This window comes from Flavobacterium sp. HSC-61S13 (assembly GCF_024171535.1).
Taxonomy (GTDB): Bacteria; Bacteroidota; Bacteroidia; order Flavobacteriales; family Flavobacteriaceae; genus Flavobacterium.
Window position 1 is genome coordinate 69,300 of the sequence record NZ_JALJZV010000015.1, and the last position, 25,870, is coordinate 95,169.

Below are 25,870 nucleotides of genomic sequence, written 5' to 3' on the forward strand. Positions count from 1 at the left end.
AGTATTTAAAATTAGGTAATAAACAATAATAATTAATCGAGATAAAATGCAACAACCAGTTAGAATTGCTATAGTTGGATCAGGATTAGTAGGTAGTCTACTGGCCCTTTATTTAAAAAAAGCAGGTCATGAGGTTCATGTTTTTGACCGCAGTGAGGATATCCGGGAAATTGATTTTTCTGGGCGTTCCATAAATTTGGCGATGTCGACACGAGGTTGGAAAGCATTGGATGGTGTGGGTATTGGTGATGCAATTCGAGAAATTGCTATCCCGATGGATAAACGAGCCATACATGCTGTTGAAGGTGATATCGCCTATCAAAAGTATGGAATGGAAGGCGAAAGTATCTATTCGATATCTCGAGGAGAATTAAATCGTATGATGATCGATTTGACCGAAAAAGAAGGGGTTGAATTTTTCTTCGAGAAGAAAATTTGGGATGTCAAACTTTCAGAGGGTATTATATATATAGGAGAGACGGAAAGAGGTCCGTGGGAGGAGTTGAAATACGATAAAATATTCGGTGCTGATGGTGCTTTTTCTAAAGTTAGAAATCGCATGCAAAAGCAAAATAGATTTGATTATCAACAACATTTTTTGAATATTGGATATAAGGAGCTTAAGATTGAAGCCAATGGCTTGGGAAAACATCTGATCGATAAAAATTCTTTTCACATTTGGCCTAGAGGGGAATTTATGTTGATTGCCTTACCGAATTTGGAGGGGAGTTTTACCTGTACTTTGTTTATCCCTTTTGAGGGTAAATATTCCATCGAAAGTCTAAAAGAGGAAAAAGATGTCATCGCATTTTTTGAGGAGTTTTTTCCAGACACCAAAGAGTTAATACCAAATTTGGCTCGGGATTTCTTTAAAAACCCAACCAGTTCTTTAGTAACTACGCAATGTTTTCCTTGGACTTTTGAGGATAAAGTGGCTCTGATTGGTGATGCAGCCCATGCTATAGTTCCTTTTTATGGACAGGGTATGAATGCTGGATTTGAAGATATCACGCAACTTTTTGACTTGATCCAGGAACACGGCGATGATTGGTTGCGTATTTTTAAGGAATATGAGCAATTGAGAAAACCCAATGCCGATGCGATAGCTGAGTTGTCCTATAGGAATTTTATCGAAATGAGTACCAAAACAGCAGATCCTGATTTTCTTTTGCGAAAGAAAATTGAGGCATGGTTCACAGCACGTCATCCTCAAAAGTGGTTGCCGTTATATGATCGGGTAACGTTTAGTCATAAGCCCTATCGCGAAGCTCTGGAAATTGGAGATCATCAAAAAAGTATTATGGATGAAGTGATGTTGCTACCAGGTATTTCTGAGAGCTGGCAAACTGCAGAAGTGGAAAATTTAATATTGAGTAAATTGTAATGAAAGATCCGCAGCTTAATTAAGCTGCGGATCTTTGTATTTATTTTTTAGTGGAACTGCTGAATATTTTAGACAAAATACCAAAAGCGCCACGGATAAAAGTAGCACTAGTGAGTACTTTTACGATGGGTTTATACGGATCGGCTGTCTTGGTGTTACGCGTAGTTGATGCAGTTGGTTTATTTGCTGTGCTTGAAGCTTGCTGTTCCAGCTGTTGATTGATCTGCGCAACCCGTGCAGTCAGCATTTCATAGGCGCTTTCTCGATCAATAGTGTTGTTGTATTTCTTTACCAAACTAGATTTTTCGGTAATGGCACTTATTTCAGAGTCACTCAATATATCCATACGACTCATCGGAGCTCGCATCATACATTGGACCAATGGAGTAGGTACTCCTTTTTCATTGAGTGCAGTAACCAAGGCTTCACCAGTTGGAAGTTGATTCAGCAGCTCTGAGGTGGCGTAAAATTCTGAAATAGGGAAGTTTTCGGAAGCCGCTTTGATGGCTTTGCGATCTTTTTCCGTAAAAGCGCGTAAGGCGTGTTGTATTTTTAATCCCAATTGTGCCAAAACTCCATTGGGGATATCGTTGGGGTTTTGTGTGATAAAGAATATACCGACTCCTTTTGAACGAATTAATTTTACAATGGTTTCAATTTGATTGAGCAGCGTTTTACTGGCGTTGTCAAAAATCAAATGGGCTTCATCGATAAAAATAACGAGTTCAGGTTGGCCGCTATCGCCTTGTTCCGGCATTTGTGAGTACACTTGAGCCAGCAAACTCAACATAAAAGTAGAAAAAAGTTTGGGCTTGTCTTGTATATCGTTGATTCGAAGTATGTTGACGTAGCCGAGGCCGTTTTCATCTACCCGCATTAAATCGCTAATATCAAAAGATGTTTCTCCAAAAAATAGTTCAGCACCTTGTTGTTCCAACTCCACCATTTTCCGCAGTATAGTACCCGAAGAGGCGGTAGATATTTTTCCATACTCCGATTCGATCTCCTTTTTCCCTTCATTGGTGAGATATTGTAGTGTTTTTTTAAAGTCTTTCAGATCGAGTAACAATAAGTTATTATCGTCACAATACTTAAAAACCAACGAGACTACGCCTGCTTGAGTGTCATTGAGCTCGAGTATACGAGAAAACAGTACAGGACCAAATTCTGATACCGTAGCACGCAGGCGAACACCCTTTTGTTCGGATAGGGATAACAATTCTACCGGGAATCCTTGTGAAGAATAGGGGAGGTTCATTTGACGGTGGCGGTCTTCAATAAAGGCAGAACTAGTTCCGCTAGTTGCTATACCGCTAAAATCACCCTTGACATCCATCATCAAAACGGGAATTCCCTTGGAGGAAAGTTGCTCCGAAAGCACTTGAATCGTTTTGGTCTTTCCCGTACCCGTAGCACCAGAAATCAGACCATGACGGTTTAAAGTTCGCAATGGAATACGCACAAAAAGATCAGGAATAACAGCGTTTTCGTAAACGGCTCCTCCAACTATAATAAAATCTTCTTTAAAAGTGTAACCAGATTTTATTTGCTCGATAAAATTATCTTTTTTCATATATGATTTTTTTTCTGGGGTTTCACTAATACAAATATAGTTGGTTGAACCCATTTTTTGAGTTATAATTAGTTTTTGTAGATTAAAATAAAATCTCTAAAACAATTTAGTGATAATTTAGAATTATTATATTTACATTTGCTTAACAAATGGACTTCATAAACAGTGAAATATGTCTTTTTTATTAAATCGAAAGTAAGTTGGTAGTAAAAAAAACCATTTTAATTTTTTTATTTGATCTAAAAACATAAATTTGCGACACTCATATGAATGAAATGAGGAAAATGTTGAATAATAATTGAATAAAAAAAAGAATTAAAATTTTAAAAAAATGACAAACGTATCAAACGAATCAGTTGAGAAAGTAGGATCTAGTTCAAAAGCATCCAAATTATTTGCAGGTGCAGCAGTTTTTCTTTGTATTATTTTCGGATATTTAGTCTGGAGTTTATTACTAGGACATTCATCGAATTTTGAAAATGGAGATCCAAATGGACATCCTCTACCAGGAAATATACTAGGTATGGTATATAAAGGAGGAATCGTTGTTGCTGCTTTAATTGGTTTATTGACAATGACAATTGTGTTTTCTATTGAAAGATTCATCGTAATCGGAAGAGCTGCAGGAAAAGGAAATGTTGGTGAGTTCGTACAAAATGTACAAGCGACTATCAACCAAGGGAAAATTGAACAAGCTATCGAAGAATGTGATGCACAGCAAGGTTCTGTTGCTAACGTAGTGAAAGCTGGTTTAATTAAATACCAACAAGTGAAGAGAGAAGGTTTAGATAGCGAAAAAGCTACTGAAACGATCCAAAAAGAAATCGAAGAAGCTACTACATTGGAAATGCCAATGTTGGAGAAAAATATGATTGTATTGGCAACTTTAGTATCTATTGGTACATTAGTAGGTTTGTTGGGTACGGTTACGGGGATGATCAAAGCGTTCTCTGCTTTGGCAACTACAGGTACACCAGATTCATCAGCTCTTGCAACAGGTATTTCTGAGGCGTTAGTTTGTACTGCTACAGGTATTGGTACTTCTACTTTAGCGATTGTTATGTACAATGCTTTTACAACTAAAATTGATAAATTGACTTACTCTATTGATGAGGCTGGATTTGCTATCACGCAATCTTACAGAAGATTCAAAGCGGGAATCAATAAATAATATTAGGAGTTTAATCATCAATAAGGCTATGCTTGTCATAGCATTATAAAAGAAAATATAAAATGGCTAAAGTTAAAATGTCAAAGAAAAGTATGAGAGTAGACATGACCGCTATGTGCGATGTGTCGTTCCTACTTCTAACTTTCTTCGTGTTGACATCGACAGCAAAACTTCCTGAAGCTTTGCCTGTTGATACTCCTGCATCGACAGTACAAACAAAATTGCCTGAAACTAATTTAGCTACGCTTACTATTGGAGAACATAAAGTATTTTTTGGAGTATTAGGAAAAGAGAACCGTAAGGAAACTCTTTCTCAAATGGGACAAAAATACAATATCGATTTCACTGAAAAGGAAAAAGAAGAATTCTCTAATTTAGAAGGTATAGGTACTCCAATCACAGCTTTGAAACAGTTTTTAAACTTACCACATGATGTAAGAAATAAAGCGGTTCAAGTTGGAATCCCAACGGATTCTTTGGATAACCAACTTAAAGATTGGGTTCAATCTGCACGTGTAGCGGTTAGAGATTTAGATAATAAAGTACTTGATGTTGCTATAAAAGGAGATGCAAAAGAAGAATATCCTACTATTAAAAAAGTAATCGATATTCTCCAAGATCAAAAAGTAAATCGTTTCTTCTTGGTTACAGGACTGAGAAATGAAGATTTTTAATCATTAAAATTTCAAACTGTAAATGGCAGAATTAAATACAGGAGGCGGCGACGGTAAGGGTAAAAAAGTAAGAAGTAAAAAACAAAACTCCGGAGTAGATTTAACGGCGATGGTGGATTTGGCATTCTTATTGATTACTTTCTTCATGTTGACGACCTCGATGAATAAACCGCAGTCTATGAATTTGGCTATGCCAGATAAAGATAAGAAAGATGACGTTGATACAGAAACTTTGGTTTCTGAAGAACGTACGATGACGATCTTGATAGGTGCGGATAATAAAATGAAATGGTATATGGGGAAAACAGATACCCCATTAGAAGGACCAGCCGATCAAACTTACGGTAAGGAAGGAATTAGAATTGAACTTTTGAAAAAAGTGAAATCCGTTCCACAACTTACAGGAGATCCTGAAAAAGGATTGATCGTGATTATTAAACCAAGTAAGAATTCTAATTATAGAAACTTGGTGGATATTTTGGATGAGATGGCGATTACCAATGTAAAAGCTTATGCTATTGTTGATATGACACCAGAAGATCTCGCTATACTTGGAGAAAACTAGGTAACTAGTATCAACTTAAAATTTTAGACCATGTCAAAATTAAATATTTTTAGGAAAGAATGGCTTGATATAGTTTTTGAAGGACGTAACAAGTCTTACGGAGCTTATCAATTGCGTTCTGAAAATCCTAAAGTGACGACTTTTGCTTTATTTGCAGGAATTGCGTTGTTCGGAGTTGGACTAGCTTCTCCTCTTATTATTAAAGCGATTGAAGGTTCTTTGGGAAATAATAAAAAAGATGCTCCTTTGGATACCGAAATTACGCTGGTAGATTTGGCTACACCACCACCTCCACCAGTTGAACTTCCACCTCCACCACCAGTTGAAGCACCGCCACCGCCGCCAGAGGCTACGAAGTCGGTTGTTGATACCAAAAAATTCACACCACCTAAAGTGGTTGAAAAAGAAAAAGTAGTTGAGGAGATTGCAAAAGTAGAAGACTTTAGAGATAAAGATCCAGGTACTAAAGATGCAAAAGGAGATAAAGAAAAAGGAGATATCAAAACAGGAGAGTCTACAGGAAATGCCGATAAAGGTACCAAACCAGTAGATGGAGACGATGATGGAAACAAAGTATTTATCGCTGTTCAAGTTTCAGCTTCGCCTCCTGGAGGTATGGCTGGATTTAACAAAACTTTCATCAGTAGATTTAGAACACCGGATATCGATTCTAGTGTGAAGAAAATACAAGTTATTGTAAAATTCATTGTAGAGAAAGACGGATCATTAACAGATATTACTGTTTTGCGTGATCCTGGTTATGGAGCAGGTAAAGAAGCTGTACGTGTATTGCAAAATATGCCAAAGTGGAAACCAGCTGTTCAAAACGGGAAAAACGTAAGATCGCAGTTTACTTTACCGATTACAATCCAAGTTCAGTAATGAATTGGAATGATAAATTTAAACAGAAATCGCCTTTACAGCGATTTCTGTTTGTTTTTGGTCTTTTCTTCTTTTTTCTTTATCTGTGTTTAGGAGTGCTTTTTATTGTTTGGAAAGCCATGCCCATTGATATCGAATATACGAATAGATTATTGTTTGGAGTCGTTCTGATCGTGTATGCGGGATTTAGATTCTTTAGATTGTTAAGTTAAAATGCATAGCATACTTTATAGCCAAGGCGAACTTAGAAATAAGTTTGCCTTTTTTTGTTTGCTTCTATAAGGTTTGGTTTTTTTTGCCTATTGTGAGTTTGTTTATATATATTATTTTCCTCTTTTAGTTAGTGTTGTCTTTGGTTTTACGCGTAATGTGTGAGATATTCTTTGTTTTGTTTGTTTTTTATTGAAATATTGTTGATTTTTATTTTGAAAAAATAAAATTTTGTTCTATATTTAAAAGACAGCTAGTTCTTAAGGTAGATTAATCTATTTTGAGTTTAGTAGGGTTTTGATCTGCAAAGGATTTTTCGACGGTAGAATTGTAAAAAGATGTTTTACAATAATTATTTGATGAAACTTGACATACGGCTTTCGCTGTAGTTTTGGTTTTACTATGCATAACGAAAAAAAATAATTACAACCATTAAAAAAAAAAATAATTTATGTCAAAATTAAATATCTTTCGAAAAGAGTGGTTAGACATTGTGTTTGAAAACCGCAACAAAAAGTATGGCGCCTATGCTTTGCGCTCGGAAAATCCAAAAACGACTACTGTAGCTTTATTTATGGGATTTGCCTTGTTTGGTTTAGCTATCTCGTCTCCTTTAATTATTCGCGGACTGGAAGGACGATTAGGAGATAATAGAATAGTACCCATGGAGCGTGATATACCGGTGGTTTGGGATGCAAAGCCAATTACTATTCCGGTTAAAGAAATTCCGGAACCCGAACCGATTAAGGATGAGAGCCAAGCGAAACCTATTAAAGAAGCTCCCGCATCTGCTGTGGATATGAAACGTCATGTTGCTTATAAAGTGACTGACGATCCTACGAAGATAACGGAAGAGCCGACTAAAGCATCCGATTTAGTAAATGCAGATCCCGGTTCCGTTGCTCGTGTAGGAGTTGATGGGGGGGCTATTAATACGGGAGGTTCGACTGGTGAGGGAAAAGGAAATGACGGTGCAATTGGCGGTATTACAGAGGGAAGCTCTGGCAATGAAGTTTTTGACTTTGTACAAGTCAAAGCAGCACCTGTTGGAGGTTTTGAAGTGTTTAATAAAATGTTTATCTCCAGATTTAGGTCGCCAGAAGTGGGGAATGATATTAAGAAAATTCAAGTGATTGTCAAATTCATAGTCGAAAAAGACGGTTCACTTTCTGATATTAGCATCTTACGCGATCCGGGTTATGGCGCAGGAAAAGAAGCCTTAAGGGTTTTGCAAAATATGCCAAAATGGAAGCCCGCCATACAAAATAACCGACAGGTGCGCTCACAGTTTACTTTACCAATTACCATACAAGTTCAATAGATTTAAAGCAGAGATTACTATTAGTAGTCTCTGCTCTCTTTTTATAGTAAATTTAAAAAAGATTTATTTTACACTACAAGGGCATCTTTCATTGAAAATTGATATCTTTAAGGACGGAATAATGCGACTATTGTACTGTTTTAAAACGGGAGATTTTCGGCTTTATTAATGGATTAACTAATATAAAAACAAACTCTTATGACTAATTTTTATTCCTTAGCAAAAAAATCTTTTTTTCTAATGTTGTTAGGATTTGCTCTGACTCAGTGTAAAAAAGAAAAAACGGATGTGGTGGATGAAGTAGTGGAAACTACAGTTTCAGGCGCAGCGACTATATTAGTAGAAGAGTCCGTCTTTCCTGTGGTCGAAGACGTCAATCGTGTTTTTGAAAGTGAATACGATAGAGCAAAGATTACCTTAACTAAAAAATCGGAAGCGGAGATTTTAAAATCTATTTTTGAGGCAGGTGCACAGATTGCTGTATTACCGAGAACTCTAGATCAAGAAGAATTGGCTCGTTTTGAAGGTAAAGTAACACCAAAAATCACACACTTCGCGTCAGACGCCGTGGTGTTTGTGGTGAATAAAAATCATAAAGATTCATTAATCGATTATAAACAAGCCTTGTTGACACTTCAAGACAAAAAGTCAGATAAGGATTTGATGTTGGTATTTGATAATGTCAATTCTAGTGTGGTACGTCAGTTTAAAACAGATGCGGGAATTACCGAATTTCCAAAAGAGAATGTTTATTTCTTGCCTACAACCCAAGAAGTTATTGAATATGTAGAGAAAAACCCCAATGCGGTCGGGGTTATTGGATTGAATTGGTTACTACAACCGACACCAGAACTTAAAAGCCATGTGGATCAAATAAAAGTGTTGGCAGTTAAGAATCCAAAAGACGGAAAGTTCTATAAACCAAGCCAGAACAACATCGCTGAGGGAACTTATCCTATTATTAGAAAGTTATATGTACTCGATTTTCAAGGTAAATCTGGTCTTGGTACGGGATTTGCTGCGTATATTGCAGGCTATAAAGGACAGCGGATCATCTTGAAATCAGGTTTAGTGCCATTTAAAGTGCCGCCGAGAGAGGTTATCGTCTCGGATAAGAATTTAGAATAACATACATTTAAAACCATAAAAAATGAATAAGTACACTATTTTTAGTTTGTTATTAACTGGGTTAACGGCCGCTGGTGTGTCTGCTCAGGATTTAGAACAGGCGAAAAAAGCCATCAACGATGAGCAATTTGATAAAGCAAAATCAATTTTGAAAACATTGATTAAATCGAAACCTAATGAAGGTAAGAACTTTTATTATTTAGGTGATTTATTTTTGATGGAGCAACAAGTGGATTCCTCAAGATATTATTTTGCAAAGGGAACCGAAGCTAAAAATAAAGGAAGTTTAAATTTTATTGGACTGGGCCAACTTGCTTTGGATAACAACAATCCTAAAGAAGCAAAGACCAACTTCCAAAAAGCAGAAAAAGATATTAAGAAAAAGGATAATGATGAATTGTTGTTGATTGCTAAGGCCAATCTAAACTCTTCAAATCCAAATGCTGCAGAAGCGATTGCATATGCGAACAAAGCGATTGCCAACGACCCAAAAAATGCGGAAGCTTATTTGGTGTTAGGAGATGCACATGTATTAAATAAAAATTTCAGTGACGCTTATAGCGCTTATAGAGAGGCATATAGTTTTGATCCTTCTATGTTAAAAGCAAAATTGCAATTGGCGGTGATCACTAAAAGAGCTAGAGCTTATAAAGATGCGATTGAAGGTTTCCAAGAAATCATTAAAATCGATCCAAAATATGCACCTGCTTATAGAGAAATGGCTGAAACGTATAAACTTTGGGCAAATAACAGCAATAAATCGGATGAGTATTTAGGGCTTGCATTAGCTAATTACAAAAAGTATATGGAGCTTTCTGAGGGGTCTATGGAATCTCAATTGAGATATGCTGATTTCTTGGTCTTAACTAAAAACTATACGGAACTAGAGCGAGTAGCAAAAGAACTAAAAGCTAAAGAAAACGTAAATCCTAGAATTTTGAGATATTTAGGGTATTCCGCTTTCGAAAACGGACATTATGCAGAAAGTATTGAAGCATTAAAGTCATTCCTAGTAAAAGCAGATCCGAAAAACATCATTGGTAGAGATTATTTCTATTTAGGTTTGTCTCAAATGGCTGTTGCTAAAAATGCAGATCATTCGATCAAGGATGAAAAAACATATCAAGAGGGCGTAAAATCCTTAGTAAAAGCCGTAGAGGTTGAGCCTGCAATTGCTTTTGAATACAACGAACAAGGTTTGAAATTGTTTAAAGATAAACAATATGCACAAGCGATAGATATCTTCGCAGTATCAGCTAAAGTGGACAAACAGGATAACTATATGTATGATAATTACTATTTGGGTTATTCTTACTATATCTTAGGTAAAGATGCTCCAGATGTGGTTGCCTTAAAAAATTCTAGCGATGCTTTCGCTAAAATGATCGCTGTTGCTCCTGCAACAAAAGAGCCTTATTTATATAAAGCTCGTGCGAACAGATATATTGATACACCGGAATCTCGTGAAGTAATGACTACCGATTATTTGGGATATGTCAAAGCTATCGAAGATAAGGGAGAATTAGGAAAAGCTGAGAATAAAGAGTTTTTGATTGAAGCTTATACTCAAATTGGTGCACACTATGCTAACATTGATGTCAATGATAAAGCAAAAGTATACTTAAATAAAGTACTTCAATTAGACCCTAGCAACGATTTTGCTAAGTCGACAATCAAGGCTTTAAATTAATAGTATTTACTGTTGATATAGATTATTACAAACTTGCTCCATTTCGATGGAGCAAGTTTTTTGTTTTTTATAAGAAACTATCAACCTCGAATAGGTTATCTTTGCACATTAATTTTATAGGAATGCAAAAGGTTGATTTACAAAATGAAGTAAAGAATGGAACTGTACTGCCTTTGATGGAAGAGTTTTATACCATCCAAGGCGAAGGGTTTCATACGGGAACAGCGGCTTATTTTATACGAGTAGGAGGTTGTGATGTGGGATGTCATTGGTGTGACGTAAAAGAGAGTTGGGACGCAGAACTTCATCCACCAACAGCTATTGAAGAAATTGTTGTAAGAGCTTCTGAAAAGGCAAAGTTGGCTGTAGTAACTGGAGGAGAGCCGTTGACATGGAATATGGATGCTTTGACCTTGGCCTTAAAAAAGGCGGGTATGATTGTAAATATGGAAACTTCTGGTGCCTATGAACTATCCGGTACTTGGGATTGGATTTGCCTATCACCTAAAAAGACCAAACTTCCTGTAAAAAGTGTTTACGATAACGCACACGAGTTAAAAGTAGTGATTTACAATAAACACGATTTTATTTTTGCTGAGGAGCAGGCTGCGCTGACAAATGATCAAGCGATATTGTTCCTACAACCCGAGTGGAGTAAACACGAAGAGGTGATGCCGTTAATTGTTGATTATGTAAAAGAAAATCCGCAATGGCGAATTTCACTTCAGACCCATAAATATTTGGATATTCCGTAAATTGAATTAAATTTACATCTTAATCGATAAAATGATTTTTATGAAAAAGTTATTATTCTCCGTTGTTTTTATATGTGTAGCGCAATTTTCATTTGCACAAGATGCTGCTTTTAAAAATGATATGGTAAAGTTTATGGAATTGAGTGGTCAAAAATCAACATTTGAATTGTTGACTAAAGATATCGTTGATAATATTCCTGATGCAAAAAAAGCTGATTTTCAAAAAGAATTGAAAACGAGTTTAAACGGCTTGATGGAAAAGATGGCAGAAATGTATATGACTGAGTTTACTCATGCAGATGTAAAAGAGTTTATCAAGTTCTACGAAACGCCTGCTGGAAAAAAATTAAGCTCAAAAACCAATGTACTTTTTGAAAAAGGACAGACAATTGGTCAAGAGTGGGGTATGGGATTACAAGGTATTATGATGAAATACATGGAGTAATTGTATGCTGTATAAACAAAAAGAGTTGTCCAATCGGGCAACTCTTTTTGTTTAGTACTGTTTTGTATGCAGTTTAAATATATAACTTCGCCAGATAGTCAAAGTGCTTGCCTTCATATACCAATTCACATTGGAAACCATGAGCATGTGCTGCATTTTGTAGGGTGTTATAATCGAGGTAAAGCCAGTCAAAAGTATCCTCAGTTTGGCCTTTATAAGTTACGGTAAATTCCAGTTCACCATAATAGTCTTTGTCCTGCGGGATCCATCTGCCACCATCTTCATCTTCGTCAAACATATAAATCAAATCGGTACTGTCTATCAATATTTGACCTCCGGGTTCGAGCAAAGATTTTAGCTTGCTTAAATAGGTGCTAATACGATTGAGTTTTCCGAAAATTCCAGTCCCATTCATCAACAGTAAAATCGTATCGAAGGTTTCGTCTTCCAAATGAAGCATATCCATACAAATGGCTTTATGGATGCCTCGCAGTTTGCAGGCTTCGATAGCGTTTGCTGACCAATCGATCGCAGTGACGTCCAAGCCCTTTTTAAGCAGTTCTAAGCTATGACTTCCTGCGCCACACCCAATATCAAGGATTTTTCCTGAACTTAAATCCAGGGCCTTCTGTTCGATTTTAGGCATCGCTTTATAATCTCTAAAGAGATAACTGACTTCCATTTCATCTTCTTCGGTTATATCAGTTTCTGTATAGAGGTTTTCTGGAGCATTGTTCGTTTGATAATCCAAAATGGCTCGGCCAAATAAATCTTTCATGTATTTTAAATATAAAAGTGATTGTTGCTTTTGAGATTGTTTAAATTTGCACTCTAATACAATTGCATGAAACAGTTTTTAATAGAGCTCCCAAAGCTTGCCAAAGATAAACATATCGAGAATAAAAAGTATTTTGATAAGCTAAAAAAGAAAACACCAAAAAATCTCGATGTGCAAATGCAAGAAATACATACGGCTGTTTTTAAAAAAACGGATTGTCTGTCTTGCGCGAATTGTTGTAAGACCACGGGACCACTATTTACCGATGCAGACATCGAGCGTATTTCAAAACACCTAAAAATGAAATCACAGCGCTTTGTCGAACAGTATCTCAGAATAGATGAAGATCAGGACTACGTTCTAAAATCGGTACCCTGTACTTTTTTGGATCACGAAAATTACTGTATGATCTATGATGTACGCCCTAAAGCCTGTCGAGAGTTTCCACATACTGATCGTAAAAAATTTCAACAAATCGCTAGTTTGACCCTTCAAAATGTTGCGATCTGCCCTGCTGCTTATAAAGTAGTGGAGGAGTTAAAAAAGAAAATGCCTCTGTAATAGAGGCATTTTATATAGTGAGCTTTTAGATAAAGAAATGTTCTTGTTCTAAAAGTTGTTCGATTTCTGGATCTAAGGATTCCTCGTTATCCGTTAAATGATTAAATTGTATTTTGATGTACTCTAATAATTCGAGTACCAATTCTTTTAGCTTCTCAAAAAAGCTGAGAGCATCTTCGATATAGCCTTTTACCATATCAAAAAGATCGAGTATTCTCTCTATAAAGGCAGCTATCCTGTCAACGTATTTCATAATTTAGCAATTTTGGTTGGATTCTTTTTTCAAATATAATAAATATAATGGCTTATAATTTGATTTAAGATAAAACTAACATATTTAAAATGGAAGCGTACTAATTGCTATGTTTTATTGGTTTAACCAGCTTTTTAAATCGTTGATTTGACTTTTGCTGACTAAAATTGGTGAAGCAGACACCGGAGGTGGTGTCAATAGAATTTCTATTTTTTGACTGCTGTGTTTGATGATCTCTTGTATGGAGTCGATGTGAATTACAAATTTTCTATTGACTTTAAAAAACTTTTTATCATCGAGTTTGCCGATGATATCTTTAATGGTATCGTTGTAAATGTAACTATTTCCATCGCGTGTATAAAGAAACAAATGTTTTCCCGATCCTTCAAAATACGCAATGTCATTGCTGATTATCGATTTTAATTTATAACCATGAGTTACGAGAAACCGACTTTTGATCAGACTATCGGTCGCGTTGCCCATTTCGGCTAAGGAATCTAAGGTAGAGAGCAATTCAAATTGGTGAACGAGACTATTGAATTTTTTAAGTGCTCGATTTAAATCCTCTTCAGCAAATGGTTTTAAAATATAATCTACTGTAAACTGTTTGAAGACTTTTAGAGCATAAGAGTCATAAGCGGTAATGAAGATAATTGGAGCACTAATGGTGAGTTGCTCGAAAATTTCCAAACTTTTTCCATCGCCCAAATGAATATCCATAAAGATTAAGTCAACGCTATTTTCACTGAAATAGGCTAAGGATTGTTGAACGGATCTTAAAACCACAATTTCAGATATGGGAATAAAAGTCTGCTTCTCTAAAAGGGATTTTAGATAAGTAGCGGCCAAAAGTTCGTCTTCTACAATAGCAACTTTCATTTTTTGGTAAAAGTACAAAAAAAAGAACCGTCTAAAAATAAATCTCAGACGGTTCGAGGGGCTACCTATAAATTGGGGTTATTGAGTCGTGCATTTCGAGGATAAGGTATGGTATATCTCGGATCGTTGTCCTGTAAAATATACTCTTTACCTTCCACGGTATGTACAATTCGTTTTTGATTAAATCTTCTGAGGTCAAACCAACGTTGTCCTTCCAAAGCGAACTCTCTATAGCGTTCGTCTTGGATAAGCTCGAAAAGCTGTACATCATCCATTTGGTCTATATTACTCTCGATTTGAGAAAATGCAGCTGTTTTATATCGATTTTTGACCACTTGTTTTAGAGCGCTTTTTGCTTCGGTAAGGCGATTCAATTTTAACAGGACTTCCGCTTTAATAAAATAGAGCTCCGCTGTTCTTATGCTTACTTTTTGCTCTTGTTGCCCCGTTTTAATAACCATCATTTTACTGTCTGATTTTTCAAAAAATAGGGGGTATCTCAAATCGTTATCGGTATCAAATGCCGCTAATAATTCAACAGAGGCAAAAGTCGTGTTTTTAACTTGGCTGTAATAGGTATCTTCTAATGCTAGAATAGATTCTACAGAGGTAAATAAATTTGGTAGCGTATTGGTAACATTCAAATCCTGTATACTACTTTTAAAAGCCAAGGCTTGTTCTGTGCTTTGTAGTGCTTTATCCCATTCGCGTTGATACAAATAAACTCGTGCTTCAAAAGCGTATAGAGCTGCCTTTGAAAAACGGTAATTCAATCCCTTCTCTTGACTGTTCAATTGCAATAAACTCTTCGCTTTTTCCAAATCGCTGTGGATTTGATCGTAAACCTTTTGTGTGGTTTCGGGCTGTAATACTTGCTCTAAGTCCAGTTCTAAAGCCAAAGGAATCGCTTTGTCAGTTTTAGAAGTTATTGGATTATACGGTTTCGCATATAAGTTAACCAGGTCAAAAAAGGCATAAGCTCTCAAAGCATAGGCTTCTCCGATTAATTGATCTTTAAGCGTAGAGCTTGGTAGTATGGTACCGCCTTCATTGATTACATGATTGATATAAAATATAGAAGTGTAAAATTGCTGCCAAGGAAAAGCAGTGGTGTTGGCATCTTCCGATAGATCTTGCCACATAAAAATCTCTCTATATGTTTGAAAATCGTAAGACTCTGAATCGAGATTTAATTCATCGGTACGCAAGGCTGTTAGGGCTTTGTGTCTTGGATAAGTAGAATAAGCGGACGTCATCAATCCTCTAAAATCCTCTTGAGTCTTAGGAATGACGATTCCTTCGGGTTCTATGTCTAAAAAACTGTCACAACTCACAGCACCAAGGCTGAGAGTTAGACAACTAATAAGTATGAATATTTTTTTCATGATCGTGGAAATTGTTGATTAAAATGTGAAGTTTACTCCTATTGTAAATGATTTTGAAATCGGTTGAGCATAAATGCTACCGTAGGTTTCAGGGTCAAAGTATCCGGAATAATCTGTTCCAAATACCAATAGATTTCTACCTTCTAAGCTAATTCTGGCATTCTGTATTTTTAAAGCATCTGTCAGTGCTTTTGGAAAAGTATACCCCAAACGAATACTGCTAATTCTGATATAGCTCATTTCTTTTGCCCAAATGTCTAAATACTTATAACTATTCGAAACATCGGCAATGGCAAACCATTGATGTGCCATCCAGTCGTCGCCAGTACCAGAAGTTGGACTGCTGATTGCTGGAAGGTTTCCATTAGGGTTGCTAGGAGACCAAGCGTTTAATATATCTGTAGTATAATTTTGTCCGCGGTCAATCGATGCACTATTATAAGGCGGATTTCTAACTACGGTCTGCTTGATGTTAAAGGCAGCAGATATATTAATATCAAAATTGTTGATGACAAAATTATTGATGATACCTCCAGTGAATTTAGGATCTTTATCACCAATAACAGTAAACAAATTTCTAAATTCTTCACTAGTCAAATTTGATTTGGTAAACTCACCCGGCATAAAATCCGAATACGGATCGTATAGTTGGAAAAAATCTTTAGCGCCTACTTTTTCTCCATCTTTCCAGAAAAGGATGTTTCCCTTATCGTCTAAACCAGCGGTTTTAATCCCATAAACGGCATTAATTGCATTGCCTTCACCCGATGGAAGGAAACTGGAGTTTCGGGTTTCTACACGATCAATTTTACTTTTGTTATGCGCAATATTAAAGTTGGTTGTCCATTTGAAATTTGGACGATCTATGTTTCGTGTTGAAATCGAAATTTCATAACCCTTGTTGGTTATTTGTGCCCAGTTCATATTGGTGAACTCAAAACCATTCTCCAAAGGCAATTCTCGAAGTCCAATTAAATCCGTACTGTTTCTGTCATATACGTCAACGGCAATACTCACTCTGTTTTGAAACATTCCTAAGTCAAAACCAAAATTGGTGTTGGTTGTTTTTTCCCATCTCAATTTGCTGTTAGGTGGGTTTATTACTTGAATATTGGATTCCGACTGTCCTGGGAGTATCGAAACATATTTATATTCTCCAACTACAAATGGAGAGGTGTTTTTGTCGATGTTTCCTTGAAGACCATAAGATGCTCTCAATCTTAAATTAGAGATGAAATGCACGTCTTCCATAAATTTTTCGTTGGTTACCAACCACGAAGCAGAGGCAGACCATAACGGCAAATATTTATACTTCGGATCAACTCCAAATAGGTTGGAACCGTCATAACGCACACTACCAAAAAACGTATATCTACGATCGTATGTATAAGCTGCTGTAGCGAAAAATGAAGCAAAAGAGTTTTCTAAACGACTTCTTTTATAGGCCTCATAATCTTTCTCGCGCGAGATTTCTTCGTTGGGAAACATAATCGGTTTTGTAGTCAAAGTCTTTGGATCATATCCAAAACCTTTAGTTACAATCAACTTGTTGTCTGTTTTTCTGATTTCAGTTCCAGCCATCAAGTCAATTTCATGGACATCTTTAATGATGGTGTTGTAAGTAAGTTGAGTTTTCCAGTTGTATTGCAAGAAATCTTGTTGCCAGTTTTGAATAATACCTCCATCTGGTAAGAAATAGTAATATGAACCGTCTTTATAACGACGTGTTTTTTCACGTTCTTTTCTGGTGAAATAACTCTCTTTACCCGTATATTTTTCAGTGGCATTATTATCGAGTTGCAATCCGAATTGAGAAGATATTTTCAACTCATCTGTAATATCGTAGTTAGCATCTATAATAGCTTTAAGGGCGTTGTTCTTCATGTCGTATGAAGTGTTTTCTCTTTCTTCAAATAGATTAAAAGGGATATAACGATCGCTATAACCATCAATGTCTTTGTCGTAGTTAAAACTTCCGTCCTCATTATATGGCGTTAGGTATGGATTGACGTTTCTAGAGTAATTGGACGGATTGATAGCTGCATCGGCATCGGTTACATAAGATTTTTTATTCACTTGTGTACCGAATAAGGCAACACCTACTTTAAATTTATCGCTAACTTGAAAATTGTTTTTAAGGGTCAAATTGAAACGTTCAAAACCAGTTCCTATAGTGGCTCCTTCTTCGTCATAGTATCCTAAAGAGAAGTAATAGTCCGAACGGTCCCCACCACCAGATAAACTCAAGCCATACTGTTTGTTGATGGCCGTTTGATAAATGGCATCCGCCCAGTCTGTCTGATTGTTTCTCAGTTGATTGATGTTTTGTTGTGTAGTTGAACTTAAAGCATCAAATCCATTTTGTCTAAAAAGATCCAATTCACCACTAGCGTTTAATATTCTTGAAATTTCTCCTTTATCGCTTCTGTAATTTAAGTCAGAACGTCCCGCTAGCATGAGTTCGAGGTCTACTTTTTGTGAAGCATTCATCAAGTTTAATTTGGAGAAATTCGGCTTTTGGGTGATAAAGGTATTAGCGGTGAAATTGACTTTCATATCGCCTTTTTTACCGCGCTTGGTTGTCACAGATATAACACCATTAGCTGCTCTAGCTCCATAAATCGCTGTTGCAGCGGCATCTTTTAATATGGTGATATCCAAAATATCATCAGGATTTAAGCCTGCGATAGAGAAGTTTTGTAATTGATCAATATTGTCTTTATCACTGAAAGCCGGAATATCGTTTCCTTCCAAGGGCATACCATCAACAACCCAAAGTGGATCTTGAGGACCCGATAGAGAAGCCGTTCCACGGATTCTAATCTTTGCAGGAGCTCCAGGAGCTCCGGTTGGTGTAGATACTGCAACACCAGCAATTTGACCGGATAACATCTGATCCACACTGGCTACACCAACTTGCTTAACGTCTTCCATGCTAACTTGACCTACAGCCGAAGTTAATTTTCTTTTTTCAATAGTCTGATAACCCGTTACCACAACCTCGGTCATGATGTTGCTATCTGTAGATAAGCCAACGATATAATGCGTTTTTGAGGTCAGTGTAATGAGTCGAGACTCGTATCCCATATAGCTAACACGGATAGTTTTAGTGTTTTTTGGAATTTCTAAACTAAAATTACCGTCTATATCCGATACTGTACCAACACTAGTGCTTTGGATGATACCTTTTTGATCTGTTGTATTAGAAACCGATTGCGTTTCTACAACCACAGAAGCACCAGGAAGACTTAGCTTGTCAGCAGCATCTTGGACAAATCCTGTAATCACTCGTTTTTCTTGAGCAAAACTCAAGGAGAAACAGAGTAGGGTGAATAATAAGAGAGTGTTTTTCATTGTTGTTATACTATTATAAGTTTAATGCTTCTGTAATTCTGCTGGCTAAATCGCGGTAATGAGCGCGAGTCGCTGTGTCGCCAGTATTTTGTTTTTTAGAAACCAACTTTAAAATTTTAGCGAGTTCTGCTTTTTTATAAGTGGTGATTTCCGAAACGCGTTTCATCGATGAATAATTGATGTTTCTCAACATATTATCCCCTTCAAGGTGATTACACAATGCTGGAATTCTCAACGTTTGATCGATTTGTATTGCGCTTTTTGATGTTTTTTCAAATAATTTGTTCGTTGAAATGATCAGGGCATCAACATAATTTTTTTGCGTCATACGCTCCAAAATTCCCAATGACTTTCCACGTTGTGTAACACTAAATACGGCTTCATTAATGGAACTAAATAAGTCGCTTACACTGTAGAAATCGTTTTTGCTGAGTTCCGTTTGTATTAATTCGTTTTCTGTCATCCGCAATAAACGATCATCCATAAATAGTTCATAAATAACAGAGTACTGCAATTCTCTAGCCAAAGTATATGGAGAATACTCAAAAGGTCCAACAGGGGAATCTTTTAACGGATAAGTGTTTTCCAAAACTTCATTAAAAAACAACCATTTAGGCAAGTGTATTACTTGGTCAATCAAGTATTTGGTAGCTTTCTTTTGCATGGCAACAGGTACGGCTTCATAAGCCTTCTTGCCATCACCGAAGACAGTATTGTTTAAATAAACACCACCGATATTAGCCATAACGTGTTTGTTGTACATCTGCCATTGACCGATAGTCCCGATATAAAGTTTTCCTGTTTCATAATAAGACTCTCCATCTTCGGCAGTCCAATTACTTAAGTTTGCAATAACGCGTTGTAAGTTTTTTACACCGTATTCGCTAGCTAAAACCGCGTCGTCACCCAAATCTTCAGATTGAGATCTTGGGTCGATCGTATTAGATAAACTTTGTTGTTCACCATAAAAATATAAAGGATCGTTTTGATGTTGAACAAGTAATTGACGTAAGGCTGCTTTTTCTTGTTCTACTTGTGGATACCAACGGTATCCCCAATCGATGGCGTATTTATCATAAATTCCGATTTTAGGAGTTATTGCTGTAATCTGATCTTCGGGTTGAGCCACGTAATTATAACGAGCATAATCCATGATAGATGGGGCGGTACCACCCATTTTTTGAGTGAATTCTTTAGATCGTAGAGAATCCACAGCAAAAGCATAAGAAGATCCCATATTGTGTTTTAGTCCAAAGGTGTGGCCTACTTCGTGGGAAGATACAAAACGAATGGCTTCACCCATGTGCTCGTCACTAAATTTATTTCCTCTTGCTTTAGGATCAATAGGACCCGTTTGTATGCGCATCCAGCTTTGTAAGGACGTCATCACATTGTGCCACCATATAATATCAGCTTCGATGATTTCTCCACTTCGCGGATCAACTACCGATGGCCCCATAGCATTTGCCTTTGGAGAGGCCGCATAAGTAATTACAGAATAACGTACATCGTCTATATCAAAATCTAAATCTGCTTCCGTAGGCTCTTTGGCGATGATCGCATTTTTAAAACCGGCTTGTTCAAAGGCAACTTGCCAATCGTGAACACCGTCAATAATCTTTTGGCGCCATTGTTTTGGTGTCGCAGGATCTATATAATAAACAATCGGTTTTTTAGGTTCGACCAATTCTCCTTTTAGATATTTTTCAATATCTGATGTTTTGGGTTCCATGCGCCATCGCGTGATGATTTCCTTTTCCTCCATCGCATGTTGTTGGTCATTAAAATACCAATGCTTTTCAGTGAAATAGCCAATGCGTTTATCCGAGAATCGCGGTTGCATCGGTGTTTTGGAAAGTAAAACGATATTGGTAGTAATCCCCAAAGTTACAGCCAAATCCGTACCACCCTCATTTACTGATGTGGTCAACTGTGACTTGATAACCATGTTTTCAGGAAAGGTTTTAACCGCTTCTATATAGGATAAATTAGCCTTTACCGAACCACCCAATCCAAGATTGCTCAAAACATCATTAAAACTCTTTTGATTTCCGTCAAAAATCTTATTTACTTTGATGACAACCGATGTAGAATCGTTGTTTTTAGCTTCGATATCAAAAACCTCTATAATAGACTCTGCAAAATTGTTTTTTACGGACTCTGTTATGGCATCGCCTTCTGGTGAAGATACTCTAGGTACTACGGTTTTCACCCATACCTTATTAGCTAAGGTGTCTTTGTGAAATGTAATGACTTTGTTTTCATAATTCATTCCTTTATTGATACCTGCCTCATTGACTTGTAAGGGAACTTGCGAGAGTTTGTTGACAATCAGGAATTGACGGTCAAACAAGCTATCAGGGATTTCAAAATACACATCAGTCTTAACTTGGATGGTATTGAACATGCCCTTTTTATAAGTCGCTTTTTTAATCAGCTCGTTATAGTTTTTTGCTTTTGTTGATGTAGAATCTTTTTCTGTTTTATCCTCTTTCGCTTTTTTCTCTTTCTTCTGTGCAAAGGTTACAGTAACATTCATAACCAACAATAAAAGTAGTAATGTTTTGATTTTTAGTCTTACCGTGTTTTTACTCATTCCAATGTTAAGTTAAAGTTAATACGCCTTAAAACTAGGGGCAATTTTTAAAACTGAAAAGTTTTATGGAGTGAGTGGAATATATAACGGAGTGACTGGTTTTTTTAACATTTAATCAACGGTAAAATACAAATGAAATGCTCGTTTTCAATACTAACTTTAAAGTCATGGCAATCGTAAAATTGGTATATCGTCTGTAGGTATTTAAGTCCGAAACTTTCACTGTCCGAAGGGGTGTTCTTTTTTTGTAAATTATTAATTACTAATACCTTGTCGCTCTTGATGATAATTCTAATTAGCAAGGGGGTTTCTAAAGTGGCAATATTGTGTTTCAAGGCATTTTCGACAGTGATCTGAAGCGCTAAATACGGTAGGCATGCATGAGAAATATCGTCGGATTCTTGCTCGATTTCAAAACGGAGTTCCTCTGAAAAACGACTTTGTTGTAGACTGATGTATTCCTGTATAAAGTTGAGCTCATCTTGAACTGGTACAATATTTTCGACCGGCGGAGTAATCAAATAGCGGTATATTTTTGAAAGATGTAAGGTAAAGTTTTGGGCATCTTTTTTATTTAAATCAATAAGCATGTATAACGAATTCAGGGAGTTGAATAAAAAATGCGGATTGATTTGATTTTTCAATTGTTGCAATTGTGTCAGTGCTTTCTCCTTGCTGAATTTTTCGTTTTCTACCGCGAGTAGTTCTCGTTCTCTATATGCTTTTTTGTTGGCTTGACTAAAGAGGTAAAAAACAAAGAGAATCAGAGAAACGGAGGTGATAAATATTAAGGAGGTGTATTTTTTAACCTCATTGTTTAATTCATCGCTATTAATCTTTGGATAGTTGACGCAGATATAACCTTCGAAATTCTGGGTTTTAAATGGACTGACGAAGTGAATGACGTCCATCTTTAAATATTGAGATAAAATGATAGGGGGATTGTTGAAGGTGCGATCCATTACTGTGTCTGCCGGACTTATTCCAGCAAAATCAAATACATTTTTACCGATTTTTTCAATTTCTGGATGAAAAATACACGTTCCATCTGCGGTGAATATATAAGCATAATTGGTATTGCTCTCGTCTATATTTGAAAGGTAATGATGAAGTTTTTGTAGATTTACAGTAAAACCATACTGTCGCTTTCTGCCTGATTCCAATTGGATTTGCCCCATGACTACCCAAAGCAAACTGTCGTTAAAACTGATGATGCGTTCAAGTTTTTGAGGCCGTTTAATTTGTCTGTTCAGTTGTTCTAATATATCCGCGTGGTCGATTTCGTTAGGATCGCCATACGAATAGGCAGGCTGTGCTTCGGTGTCGTAATCCAAAAACCAATTGCTATCAACTAATTGGGCGTTTTTGTCGATATTGTTTAAAACGTTTAATTTTTCCTTGATTTCTTCAGTAGTTCCTGTCTGTATTAAATCGTGTACAATGTCTAGTTGTTGATCTAATCGAATAAATTCATTTTGTAAGGCCTTTTGCTTTTTATAAAAGGCCTTCTTAGCGATATCTTTATTAAAGTCCTCGCTGTTTTTTGTAATCAGATGCCCCAATACAAACAACGCTCCAACGGTTATTAATAGGATGGGGATGCTAATTAGTAGTAAAGTGCGACGTCGTAACGGTTTTTGAGATGTAATCTTAAACATAATTAAATTATAAATGGAAAATTACACTTACTTATTATAGATTAAATAAGGTTTTCGTAGTTCTTCAAATGCTTGAATTCCATCAACCCAACTTTCTCTAATCTGTAAGTCACTCCATCCCATCTCGATTTGTTTTTGCAGAGTAGTGCTTCCTGCAAGTTTTGTGAAAAAAGGTATAAAAAAAGTACTTTGCTTGTCACTGTTTTTATAAGCCTTAAGCAACCACTGTAAATCTAAAGGGCGTTTGACGGCATAGTTGCTTAAGTTTTCTCCATAACACAACTTTCCTTTATTCATCGGGTCCTTAGATGCAGCATTGGGTTGTGGAGTAAAGGAGTAAGGCATGTTTTTCAAATATGGGGATCCATATATTTGAAATTGTAGATCGGTACCTCTGCCTGAGCTGACATTGGTGCCTTCAAAAAAACACAAACTAGCATACAGTCGAATAGATTGCATATTCGGGAGGTTGGGAGAGGGAGCTACAGGCAGATCGTAAGGCATATCCGTTGTATAGTTGCTGCATGGAATTACAGTTAGTTTGCATTGAATGCCGTTGTTGAGCCATTTCTCACCGTTGATCAGTTGGCCGTATTCGCCAATGGTCATACCGTGTAAAACGGGAATGGGATGCATGCCTATAAAACTCTTGTGAGCCATTTCTAATACAGGGCCATCAACGGTAGAGCCATTAGGGTTTGGGCGGTCTAATATTATTACCGGGATATTGTTTTCAGCGCAAGCTTCCATTAAATAGTGTAACGAAGAAATATACGTATAAAAGCGTGCCCCTACGTCTTGTAGGTCAAACAACATGATGTCGATGTCTTTCAGTTGTTCTTTACTCGGTTTCTTGCTGGAGCCATATAGCGATATAATAGGAAGATTCGTTTTTGGATCCTTGCTGTCTTTTACAAGTTCACCGGCATTGGCAGTGCCTCTAAATCCGTGTTCAGGAGCATATACCTTGATGATATTAATGTGTTTTTTTAGTAGGAAATCGACAGTTGACTCGAAGTTGTTGTTTTGCGGGTTTTGTACAACACCAGTTTGATTGGTCAGTATTCCGACTTTCTTTCCTTTTAATAAGGGGGCGTATTCGTCTATTCTTTCAGCTCCAACTTTAATAGGAACGGTCGTTTTAGGGGATACAGCCGATGTATTTATAGGTCCACCGATGAGATTTGTCGAATTTCCGCAGGAAACAAATAGCACTAATAGGAATAAAACTGTATTTTTGAACATTGAATTTGATACCATATAGATCTTGAAATTAGAATATTTTATTGCCAAAAGATTAATTACTACTAAAAACTATAAAAGTAGCATATCTGCTCCAATAATTAAAATTGCGATCACGGCAATTGCATTGGGGTTGATTATGATGCTGATTTCTGTAGCGACGGGTTTGGGATTAAAATACAAAATTAGAGATAAAATTTCTGCTTTTTCGGGACATGTGGTAATTTCTAATTATGATGCCAATGAAACGGACTTGAGTTTAAATTCCATTTCGTTGAAACAGGATTTTTATCCGAAGTTTAAAACGATAACGGGAATAAAGAAAGTGGAACCTTTTGCTGTTAAAGCCGGGATCATTAGAACAGCCAATGCGTTTGAGGGAATCTTGCTAAAAGGGGTTGGTGCTGATTATAATTGGAAGGCATTACAGGAGTATTTAGTTGCGGGTAGATTACCTAAGTTTGGCGAGTCAATGAGTCAGGAGGTCTTGATATCTGAATTAATTGCCAATAGATTGGATTTGAAAGCAGGAGATAAAATAACCACACATTTTATAAAGGAAACCGGAAACAAGCTGCCCAATGTCCGACAATTTCAAATCGTCGGGATTTACAATTCAGGATTGCAGGAATTTGATTCCAATTTTGTGATAGGTGACTTGCGACAGGTGCAGCGTCTAAATCGATGGAAGGCTGATGAAGTGGGTGGGTTTGAAGTGGTATTAGCGGACTTTGATAAAATTGAGGAGAAGGGGATGGCTATTTATGAAGAGCTACCTTCTACCTTAAATAGTCAGACCATAGTAGAGAAATATGGTAACATATTTAATTGGATAGCGATGTTTGATTTTAATATTGCTGTTATTTTAGTGATCATGGTTATTGTTGCATCAATCAATATGATTGTAGCTTTGTTGGTGTTGATTTTAGAACGTACACAGATGATAGGTGTCTTAAAAGCTTTAGGGGCTAATAACTGGGTGATTCGTAAAATTTTTCTTTATAATTCCGCTTACCTTATAGCAATAGGATTGTTTTGGGGTAATCTCTTTGGTATAGGACTGCTTTTGATACAGCAATACTTCGGATTGATTAAGTTGGATCCCAATTTGTATTATGTCAAAGAAGCTCCTGTTTTACTTCGTTTTACCGATGTATTGTGGTTAAATGGAGGGGTTGTTGTGATCTGTTTGGTGGTGTTATTGATTCCGTCCTATTTGATTACAAAAATTTCGCCCGTTAAAGCGATGCGTTTTGATTAAAGTTTGCGTTATTCGTTAGTCGAAAATCGAGATTCGTCGGCTATCGTTAATTTCTCACTCCTCATATATAGATACTTTTTATAAACTTGAACCCTCTAGTCACTC

General features: G+C 36.5%; 21 protein-coding genes. 12 read left to right on the forward strand and 9 right to left on the reverse strand.

Features of this window, described 5'->3' with window-relative positions; genetic code table 11:
• Window positions 1-46: 46 nt before the first annotated feature.
• Complete coding sequence (locus L1275_RS13320) at window positions 47-1,384, forward strand: NAD(P)/FAD-dependent oxidoreductase (RefSeq protein ID WP_253474231.1); 1,338 nt, start codon at window positions 47-49, stop codon at window positions 1,382-1,384.
• 40 nt (window positions 1,385-1,424) lie between these two features.
• Here L1275_RS13320 and L1275_RS13325 read toward each other — a convergent pair whose 3' ends face one another.
• Window positions 1,425-2,957, reverse strand: coding sequence for a helicase HerA-like domain-containing protein (locus tag L1275_RS13325; protein WP_253474234.1), 1,533 nt, complete (start codon window positions 2,955-2,957; stop codon window positions 1,425-1,427).
• A gap of 331 nt (window positions 2,958-3,288) precedes the next feature.
• Between L1275_RS13325 and L1275_RS13330 the strand changes: the two genes are divergently transcribed.
• The 9 genes from L1275_RS13330 (at window position 3,289) to L1275_RS13370 (ending at window position 11,798) form a co-directional block, all read left to right on the forward strand.
• On the forward strand, window positions 3,289-4,128 hold the full coding sequence (locus L1275_RS13330; RefSeq protein ID WP_253474237.1) for a MotA/TolQ/ExbB proton channel family protein: 840 nt from the start codon (window positions 3,289-3,291) through the stop codon (window positions 4,126-4,128).
• 62 nt (window positions 4,129-4,190) lie between these two features.
• Window positions 4,191-4,802 carry a biopolymer transporter ExbD gene (locus L1275_RS13335; protein ID WP_253474240.1) on the forward strand — a complete coding sequence of 204 codons (612 nt, stop codon included), beginning with the start codon at window positions 4,191-4,193 and terminating at the stop codon, window positions 4,800-4,802.
• A 22-nt stretch (window positions 4,803-4,824) separates the two neighbouring features.
• The gene (locus L1275_RS13340) at window positions 4,825-5,367 is read left to right on the forward strand and encodes a biopolymer transporter ExbD (protein ID WP_253474243.1); all 543 of its coding nucleotides are present in this window, start codon (window positions 4,825-4,827) and stop codon (window positions 5,365-5,367) included.
• Window positions 5,368-5,397: 30 nt separating this feature from the next.
• Window positions 5,398-6,249, forward strand: a complete 852-nt coding sequence (locus L1275_RS13345) for an energy transducer TonB (RefSeq protein WP_253474246.1) — start codon at window positions 5,398-5,400, stop codon at window positions 6,247-6,249.
• Between the two features lie 661 nt (window positions 6,250-6,910).
• Window positions 6,911-7,780 carry an energy transducer TonB gene (locus L1275_RS13350; RefSeq protein ID WP_253474249.1) on the forward strand — a complete coding sequence of 290 codons (870 nt, stop codon included), beginning with the start codon at window positions 6,911-6,913 and terminating at the stop codon, window positions 7,778-7,780.
• 198 nt (window positions 7,781-7,978) lie between these two features.
• Complete coding sequence (locus L1275_RS13355) at window positions 7,979-8,908, forward strand: PstS family phosphate ABC transporter substrate-binding protein (RefSeq protein WP_253474252.1); 930 nt, start codon at window positions 7,979-7,981, stop codon at window positions 8,906-8,908.
• A 22-nt stretch (window positions 8,909-8,930) separates the two neighbouring features.
• Window positions 8,931-10,598, forward strand: coding sequence for a tetratricopeptide repeat protein (locus L1275_RS13360; protein ID WP_253474255.1), 1,668 nt, complete (start codon window positions 8,931-8,933; stop codon window positions 10,596-10,598).
• A gap of 122 nt (window positions 10,599-10,720) precedes the next feature.
• The gene (locus L1275_RS13365; RefSeq protein ID WP_253474257.1) at window positions 10,721-11,353 is read left to right on the forward strand and encodes a 7-carboxy-7-deazaguanine synthase QueE; all 633 of its coding nucleotides are present in this window, start codon (window positions 10,721-10,723) and stop codon (window positions 11,351-11,353) included.
• Window positions 11,354-11,393: 40 nt separating this feature from the next.
• Entirely contained in the window at window positions 11,394-11,798 is a 405-nt protein-coding gene (locus L1275_RS13370) for a DUF2059 domain-containing protein (RefSeq protein ID WP_253474260.1), read from the forward strand.
• A 73-nt stretch (window positions 11,799-11,871) separates the two neighbouring features.
• On the opposite strand, the gene L1275_RS13375 is transcribed toward L1275_RS13370, so the two are convergent.
• Window positions 11,872-12,576, reverse strand: a complete 705-nt coding sequence (locus L1275_RS13375) for a bifunctional 2-polyprenyl-6-hydroxyphenol methylase/3-demethylubiquinol 3-O-methyltransferase UbiG (protein ID WP_253474263.1) — start codon at window positions 12,574-12,576, stop codon at window positions 11,872-11,874.
• Between the two features lie 66 nt (window positions 12,577-12,642).
• On the opposite strand from L1275_RS13375, the gene L1275_RS13380 reads away from it, so the two are divergent.
• Entirely contained in the window at window positions 12,643-13,137 is a 495-nt protein-coding gene (locus tag L1275_RS13380; protein WP_253474265.1) for a YkgJ family cysteine cluster protein, read from the forward strand.
• 25 nt (window positions 13,138-13,162) lie between these two features.
• Here the strand turns inward: L1275_RS13380 and L1275_RS13385 are convergent, their stop codons facing one another.
• The 7 genes from L1275_RS13385 to L1275_RS13415 form a co-directional block, all read right to left on the reverse strand.
• Window positions 13,163-13,390: a hypothetical protein gene (locus L1275_RS13385; protein WP_253474269.1), complete on the reverse strand. Its 228-nt coding sequence runs from the start codon at window positions 13,388-13,390 to the stop codon at window positions 13,163-13,165.
• A gap of 114 nt (window positions 13,391-13,504) precedes the next feature.
• Window positions 13,505-14,269 carry a LytTR family DNA-binding domain-containing protein gene (locus tag L1275_RS13390; protein ID WP_253474272.1) on the reverse strand — a complete coding sequence of 255 codons (765 nt, stop codon included), beginning with the start codon at window positions 14,267-14,269 and terminating at the stop codon, window positions 13,505-13,507.
• 65 nt (window positions 14,270-14,334) lie between these two features.
• A complete protein-coding gene (locus tag L1275_RS13395) occupies window positions 14,335-15,654 on the reverse strand; it encodes a RagB/SusD family nutrient uptake outer membrane protein (RefSeq protein ID WP_253474275.1) in 1,320 nt (439 codons plus the stop codon).
• A gap of 18 nt (window positions 15,655-15,672) precedes the next feature.
• Entirely contained in the window at window positions 15,673-19,008 is a 3,336-nt protein-coding gene (locus L1275_RS13400) for a SusC/RagA family TonB-linked outer membrane protein (protein WP_253474278.1), read from the reverse strand.
• Between the two features lie 13 nt (window positions 19,009-19,021).
• Complete coding sequence (locus L1275_RS13405) at window positions 19,022-21,604, reverse strand: zinc-dependent metalloprotease (protein ID WP_253474281.1); 2,583 nt, start codon at window positions 21,602-21,604, stop codon at window positions 19,022-19,024.
• A gap of 104 nt (window positions 21,605-21,708) precedes the next feature.
• Window positions 21,709-23,262, reverse strand: coding sequence for a histidine kinase (locus tag L1275_RS13410; RefSeq protein ID WP_253474284.1), 1,554 nt, complete (start codon window positions 23,260-23,262; stop codon window positions 21,709-21,711).
• 27 nt (window positions 23,263-23,289) lie between these two features.
• Window positions 23,290-24,522, reverse strand: coding sequence for an exo-beta-N-acetylmuramidase NamZ domain-containing protein (locus tag L1275_RS13415; RefSeq protein ID WP_253474287.1), 1,233 nt, complete (start codon window positions 24,520-24,522; stop codon window positions 23,290-23,292).
• 7 nt (window positions 24,523-24,529) lie between these two features.
• Here L1275_RS13415 and L1275_RS13420 point away from each other — a divergent pair, with 7 nt between their 5' ends.
• Window positions 24,530-25,765 (forward strand): FtsX-like permease family protein, encoded by a 1,236-nt coding sequence (locus tag L1275_RS13420; protein WP_253474290.1) that lies wholly within the window; start codon window positions 24,530-24,532, stop codon window positions 25,763-25,765.
• The last annotated feature ends 105 nt before the right edge of the window (window positions 25,766-25,870 follow it).